At 45.5% G+C, this 6,622-nt stretch carries 9 protein-coding genes; 7 read left to right on the forward strand and 2 right to left on the reverse strand.

All coding sequences use genetic code 11. The features are described from left to right. Positions 1 to 40 precede the first annotated feature (40 nt). The 4 genes from F905_RS14350 to F905_RS14365 all read left to right on the forward strand — a co-directional run bounded on the left by F905_RS14350 (position 41) and on the right by F905_RS14365 (position 2,249). A complete protein-coding gene (locus F905_RS14350) occupies positions 41 to 1,027 on the forward strand; it encodes a malate dehydrogenase (protein WP_005182191.1) in 987 nt (328 codons plus the stop codon). Between the two features lie 193 nt (positions 1,028 to 1,220). Then, positions 1,221 to 1,475, forward strand: a complete 255-nt coding sequence (locus F905_RS14355) for a DUF2789 family protein (protein WP_005182193.1) — start codon at positions 1,221 to 1,223, stop codon at positions 1,473 to 1,475. Positions 1,476 to 1,620: 145 nt separating this feature from the next. Continuing rightward, positions 1,621 to 1,881 (forward strand): DUF2789 family protein, encoded by a 261-nt coding sequence (locus F905_RS14360; protein ID WP_005182196.1) that lies wholly within the window; start codon positions 1,621 to 1,623, stop codon positions 1,879 to 1,881. Positions 1,882 to 1,991: 110 nt separating this feature from the next. After that, complete coding sequence (locus F905_RS14365) at positions 1,992 to 2,249, forward strand: DUF2789 family protein (RefSeq protein ID WP_005182199.1); 258 nt, start codon at positions 1,992 to 1,994, stop codon at positions 2,247 to 2,249. 93 nt (positions 2,250 to 2,342) lie between these two features. Here F905_RS14365 and F905_RS14370 read toward each other — a convergent pair whose 3' ends face one another. Both F905_RS14370 and F905_RS14375 read right to left on the reverse strand, forming a co-directional pair. After that, positions 2,343 to 2,870, reverse strand: coding sequence for a hypothetical protein (locus tag F905_RS14370; protein WP_005182203.1), 528 nt, complete (start codon positions 2,868 to 2,870; stop codon positions 2,343 to 2,345). 60 nt (positions 2,871 to 2,930) lie between these two features. Further along, positions 2,931 to 3,533 carry a 2OG-Fe(II) oxygenase gene (locus F905_RS14375; protein WP_005182206.1) on the reverse strand — a complete coding sequence of 201 codons (603 nt, stop codon included), beginning with the start codon at positions 3,531 to 3,533 and terminating at the stop codon, positions 2,931 to 2,933. Between the two features lie 117 nt (positions 3,534 to 3,650). On the opposite strand from F905_RS14375, the gene F905_RS14380 reads away from it, so the two are divergent. From F905_RS14380 to F905_RS14390, 3 genes are read left to right on the forward strand one after another with little or no spacing between them, the layout of a single operon-like run. Next, a complete protein-coding gene (locus tag F905_RS14380) occupies positions 3,651 to 4,508 on the forward strand; it encodes a 23S rRNA (adenine(2030)-N(6))-methyltransferase RlmJ (protein ID WP_005182209.1) in 858 nt (285 codons plus the stop codon). A gap of 46 nt (positions 4,509 to 4,554) precedes the next feature. Continuing rightward, positions 4,555 to 5,379 (forward strand): CDP-diacylglycerol--serine O-phosphatidyltransferase, encoded by an 825-nt coding sequence (gene pssA, locus F905_RS14385; RefSeq protein WP_005182212.1) that lies wholly within the window; start codon positions 4,555 to 4,557, stop codon positions 5,377 to 5,379. A gap of 24 nt (positions 5,380 to 5,403) precedes the next feature. Next, on the forward strand, positions 5,404 to 6,492 hold the full coding sequence (locus F905_RS14390) for a DUF6670 family protein (RefSeq protein WP_005182214.1): 1,089 nt from the start codon (positions 5,404 to 5,406) through the stop codon (positions 6,490 to 6,492). The last annotated feature ends 130 nt before the right edge of the window (positions 6,493 to 6,622 follow it).

Raw genomic sequence — 6,622 nt, forward strand, 5'->3', positions numbered from 1 at the left:
TTTAATCGCATTAACTATCCTCTCAACTGGAGATAATTACATGAAGCAACCTGTTCGCGTTGCCGTTACTGGCGCTGCTGGTCAAATTGGTTACAGCCTATTATTCCGTATCGCTAGCGGTGAAATGTTGGGTAAAGACCAACCAGTTATTCTTCAATTATTAGAAATTCCTGTTGAGAAAGCTCAACAAGCGCTGAAAGGCGTAATGATGGAACTTGACGACTGTGCTTTCCCATTATTGGCTGGCATGATCGGTACTGATGATCCTAAAGTTGCATTCAAAGATGCTGACTATGCACTTTTAGTTGGTTCACGTCCACGTGGTCCAGGTATGGAACGTGCTGACCTTCTTAAAGTCAACGGTGAAATCTTCATCGGTCAAGGTCAAGCGCTGAACGAAGTTGCGAGCCGTGACGTTAAAGTTCTTGTTGTAGGTAACCCTGCGAACACGAATGCTTACATCGCAATGAAATCTGCTCCAGATCTTCCAGCGAAGAACTTCACAGCAATGTTACGTCTTGACCACAACCGTGCGTTGACTCAACTTGCTCAAAAAGCTGGTGTTGCAGTTTCTGACATCAAAAACATGACAGTTTGGGGTAACCACTCTCCAACAATGTATGCTGACTACCGTTTTGCGAACGTAAACGGCGAAAGCTTGAAAGACAAAATCAACGATGCTGAATGGAACAAAGACGTATTCCTTCCAACTGTTGGTAAACGTGGTGCTGCAATCATCGAAGCGCGTGGTCTGTCTTCTGCTGCTTCTGCTGCAAACGCTGCAATCGACCATATGCGTGACTGGGCGCTTGGCACAAACGGCGAATGGGTAACCATGGGTATTCCTTCTGATGGTTCTTACGGTATCCCTGAAGGCGTAATGTTCGGTTTCCCTGTAACTTGCGAAAATGGCGAATACAAGATCGTTCAAGGTCTTGAAATCGACGAATTCAGCCGTGAGCGTATCAACTTCACGCTAAACGAGCTTGAAGAAGAACGTGCAGCAATTGCTGACATGGTGAAATAATTTAGTGTTGAACTAAGTTAGAAAAAGCACTCCATTTGGGGTGCTTTTTTTATGCAGCTGTATGGATTGTTGTATTGATCAGCGCCATGACAAACCTCACAAAACATAACAAGAATACATCGGCCTGTAGCCCTAATGCTGTTCCGGATTTGCTAGTTTATGGACTTCGCCTAGAAAAATACGGAGTCATTCCATGGTACTCGAACAACAGCCGACCTTAGAATTATTATTTGAACAACTGGGTTTAGCCGCAGACGAAGCATCTATTGAGCAATTTGTGCGTGCCCATCAATTGCCGGCAGAAGTGACCTTACCCGATGCCGGATTCTGGAGTGAGGGACAAAGCGCCTTTTTACGCGAACACTGGCATCAGGATGATGAGTGGATTGTGATTATCGACAAATTAAACCAGTTACTACACGTTGAAAGCGACAAGCTGGCGCAATAAGCCGGAGCCAGTTCAATCAGGTTCATCCGCCTTACATGCTTTGGTACAAAAAAATACAACAAGCGCAGTCACAAGGCTGTGCTTTTGTGCAGAATTCTTATAACGTAAAGCTACAATACAGTAAAAAAATGCTGAGGAGGGCGCCATGTTTGATCAGCAACCCACATTAGAACTGTTATTTGAGCAGCTGGGTCTAGAGTCCAGTTCAGAAGCCATTGATCAATTTATTGAAAGCCATCAATTAACTTCCGATATTCCCCTACATAAAGCCGCATTCTGGAGCAAGGCCCAGCACGATTTCATTATCAGTCACTGGAAAAGTGATGATGAATGGGCCATCGTGATTGATGTCTTAAACGAGCAATTACATACCGAACATAAGCTTTCCGGCTCTTGCGAACTTTAATCACAAATTGAAACAACAAACCTGGTCGCAAAGACTAGGTTTTTTTTGCTTTATCTTATAAGTTAGATGGATAAATAACTACAATTTATCTGATATATAAGGAGGGCGAGATGCTCAATCACAACACACCATCCTTAGCTCTATTATTTTCTCAACTTGGTTTAGCCAATAGTCCGGCGGCCATTGAACTTTATGTACGTACCCATCAACTGCCTTCCCATATTTCTTTGCATGATGCGCCGTTCTGGAATAAATCCCAGCGTGCTTTATTAATCAGTCATCTGGTCCAGGATGATGACTGGGCGATCTGGGTCGATGAATTGAATCAACAATTACATATGGATGCCTATAAAGCCCAAACCGCTTAATCCTGCCTGAAGATTCAAGCGTTTCTGTAGTCCATAAAAAATGCCTCAATCAATGAGGCATTTTTGTTGTTAAATATTTTTTCGTGCTGAGCTTTAGTGTAAACGCGGCTGAATCAGCTGCACAAACCAGCTTTGACCATGACAGTGTTCAAAGGCAGTATGTTCACGTAGTACATCGGCATCAAACTCGGCTGTTTTACGGTATTTGGTCAGCCAATGCTGAGTCAGTGCATTTTCTTTTTTCGCTGCGCTGGCATAGGCCAGGAACAGGTAAATATCGCCATGATTATAATTGGTCAGCGGTTTTAGAATCTGCTGGGTAATTAAGGCAAAGCGGGTTTCCTGGCTGATTTCAAAATACAGCATATAGGCCTTGGCCAGGGTTAAGGACAGATTTAAATATAAGGACAGCGGCATTTCCTCAAATTCAACCCGGCCTTGCTCCAGCAGCACAATCGCTTCTTGCAGGAAATAGGTCTGTTCCTGACGGACCTGACTCAGCATCACCAGTTCTAGGCGTAATGAAGCACGTTCCAGCGCCAGTTCCGGGGTGTTGCCCTGTAAATAGAGCTGGTCAGTTTCACCGATACGCTGAATAATCGGTTGGGTGGTATCACGCATCGGCACAATCCTCAGTTCACAATACGGTTTATATGAGGCCACTTGCCAGGATTTAAAGGATCACCACAACTGTGGATCACTACGCAGCCAGGCAGTAATCGAAAGGCGCTGCTGTTTGGAGAGCAGCACTTCATGCAGCAAATCACTTTGGAATAAGGCCATCCGGTTGGGCTGTGGCGCAATGATCTGCCATTCGCCCTGTTTGTCCTGCAAGCGTAATTCACCGCCCCAATCGGCCTGCCACTGTTCATGCAGATAAAAGACGCAGGAAATCATCCGGCCATTTTTACCTTGCGGATTATCGCGGTGCAGGGCATAAAATTCGCCGGCGTTATAACAGGCAAAATGGGCTTCGACTTCCTTAATGCCCAGAAAAAAGGCACGATTTAATTGCTCGGCCAGCGCCATTAAGGTTTGGGTATGCTGCTCGGCAACCGGCAGGCTTGAATCCAGCCATAAGATATGATCACTGCGAATCTGGCTGACCACACCGTTTTGAATGGCTGCGTTACGAAACTCATTCAAATGTGCGGTACATTCTGCTACCAAAGCTTGTACATAATCCTGTGGATAGGCATCATCAATCAGGGCATAACCGGATTGATCCAGATCATTGAATATCTGTGCCAGATTCCAGGATGGTGGTAGAGAATGTGTTTGCATAGGCAAAACTCGAACAAGGATAAAAAAAGCGGGGGAACTATTTTAGAGCAAGATAAGCCTCTGAATGAAACTTTTTTTCATGCTAAAATACCGGTTGATTTCAGGAATTAAAGAAACATGAATTACCGTCACCATTTCCATGCAGGCAACTTTGCCGATGTCATGAAGCATGTGCTTTTGCTTCAGTTACTGACACGTTTAAATGCCAAAGATAAACCTTATCGCTATATTGATACACATGGCGGTGCAGGCAAATACGACTTATCTTTAGCACCTGCACAGAAGTCGGGTGAGTTCTTAAATGGTATTCACCGTCTGGTCAAACTGGATGACTCGATTATCCGCAATGCACCGGAAGGCGTGAAGCAGTATCTGAATCTGGTCGAGCAGATGCGCGAGACGGATGGCAAGGGTGCTTATCCGGGTTCACCATGGTTTGCCTTACAAGGCATGCGTGAGATGGATAAAGCCACGGTGTTTGAAATGCAGCGTGATGTTTTTCAGCAATTGCGCAGCAATATCCGTGACCGTCGTGCTGGCTTGCATGAACGTGATGCTTACGAAGGTCTGCTTGGGGTGATTCCACCGAAAGAAAAACGCGGTCTGGTCATGATTGACCCGCCTTATGAGCTGGAACGTAAAGACTTCCCGCAGCTGGTAGAACTGCTGGTCGCGGCCTATAAAAAATGGCCAACAGGCGTGTTTGCGGTGTGGTATCCAATTAAAGACCGCGCCATGATTGAACGTTTTGAAAAGAAAATGTACAAATCGGGCATTCGCCGTCAGCTGGTTTGCGAAATCTGTGTCTGGCCAGATGATACCCCGGTTGGCTTGAATGGCTGTGGTTTACTGGTGATCAATCCACCTTGGAAATTCTCTGAAGATGCAGATGAAGCCTTACAATGGTTATTCCCGCATTTACGCATGCAGGACAATGGTGGACATGCAGCAGTACGCTGGCTGGTTGGCGAATAAGCCAAGCAGTCACAACAGAGATTAGGTTAGAGTTAGGAATAAAATAATGATAAACACACCGAAGCCCGAGGGTGATTCCGTGACGCGTGAACATGATTACGATGGAATCACATTTGAAGTGGTGGAAGAGGAACGTACCCGCGAGGGGCAAAAGGTCAAACGCCGTGGCATCTACCTGTGGCCTAATCTCATTACCACCGCGGCTTTACTGTCGGGCTTTTATTCAATTATTGCCAGCATGAATGGCGAATATAGCCAGGCCATTTATGCCATTTTCCTGGCGGCCTTATTTGATGGTTTAGATGGTCGTGTTGCGCGTGCCATTGGTGCGCAAAGTCCGTTTGGTGAGCAGTTTGACTCCTTGTCCGATATGCTGGCCTTTGGTGTGGCCCCGGCAATTTTAATGTATAGCTGGAGCCTGAATGATCTGGGCCGGATTGGCTTGGCCTGCTGTTTTGTCTATACCGCCTGTGCGGCTTTCCGTCTGGCGCGTTTTAACGTGCAGATTGGCGTGGTTGATAAGCGTTATTTTATTGGTGTAGCCAGTCCATTGGCGGCTTTAATGCTGGTGTCGCTGGTCTGGGTCGGCCGCGATTTTCCTGGAATTTATAATATTCAGGACTTTGGTATTCAGATCATCAACGCCGTGATTATTGTGGTGGTTGGCTTGCTGATGATTTCCAATATTAAATATTATTCCTTTAAGACATTGGACCGTAAGCGGGTGCCGTTTATTGTGCTGCCGATAGCAGTTTTTGTACTGGCGGCCATGACCTATAATATTCCGGTCGGTATTCTGGTGATTTCTATCATCTATGCATTATCAGGTTTTGTGACCACTTATATGGCGAGAAAAACCGCCGAATCATAACAAGATGACACCCAGGAGCTTGCTATGCAGATGTTTCAAGATTTTCTCGATCGATCCAAACAACTGAATCAAGCTCCACATCAACTCAAGCTTGAGCAGCTGCCTTTTCACGCCCCGAACCAGAAATATAAAATCATTCATCAGGGGCTGATGATTCCCAATTTGCCCGCGCCCTTACATTATCTTAATTTCCTGAGCCTGATTGGGCAGCCAAATGCCCCGATGCTGCGTAATGACAGCGCGATTCAAACCCATCCGCTGGATACTGCTACGGTACTGGTCAGTTCCAGTCCACATATGGTGGGGCAGCTCAGCAGTTATTCAGTGGAAAAAGAATGTTATTTCAAGCCGGCACTGTTTCAGTTTGGTGGCCGGGAACAGCTGGAAGGACATTTTCCGGAGTTTCGGGTCCAACGTCTGGATTCTGAACTCAGTTTTGATCTGAAGATTCGTACTACCCCGGTGATTTCCTATTTTGCCAAGCTACGCATGGGGCTGGCCGATCACTGGTCTTTGCTGTGTGAATGCAGTGGACAGCTTCAATATAAACAGCAACATTATCAGATCCAGCAACTCGGCAGCTTTGAATATGCGCGAGCCATTAATTTTCCTTATCTACCTTTAGCCTTTTTTACCTATCAGGTGATTAATCTGCAGCAACAACGGCAGTTATTACTGGCCCAAGTGCGGGACCGCTTTAACCGGATTTTGCAGTCGCGGATGTATTTGCGTGACCTGAGCGGTGGCCAAAGCCAGCTGTTTGATGAAGGCGTATATTTTAAAGTGCACCGGGTTTATCCGGCAGTGATGACTCCAAACCGGCAAAGCATGTATCTGCCGCGTGAATTTGAATGGTGTTACAGCGGTGCAGATGGCACGCGTATCCATATTCAGGCACAAAGCCGCGGGGATTTTAAATTTGGCTTGGCTGCAGGTTATGTCGGCAGTTTTCATTATCAGGTCAAAATAAATGATGTCGAAGAACAGGGCGAAGGCGGCTATTGTGAATATATTGATTGTCGCGCCTTAAAATGGCAGGAAAAAAATCAGGCAGAAAAATTAGGTGATCATTTGGCCAATCCGGTCCCATTTTTAGTGAAAAAAGAAAAATAAGTGTATTTTTGTTGAATAAATAAACAGTTGTGTCGTATTTCCCAAAATAATTAAAAATAGGGGTTGCGTCAGGTTTTATTTGCTCTATAATGCACATCCATCGGCGGTGATGTTGATAAAAACTTGTTGA

The sequence above is a fragment of the Acinetobacter sp. CIP 53.82 genome, assembly GCF_000369465.1.
GTDB lineage: Bacteria > Pseudomonadota > Gammaproteobacteria > Pseudomonadales > Moraxellaceae > Acinetobacter > Acinetobacter indicus.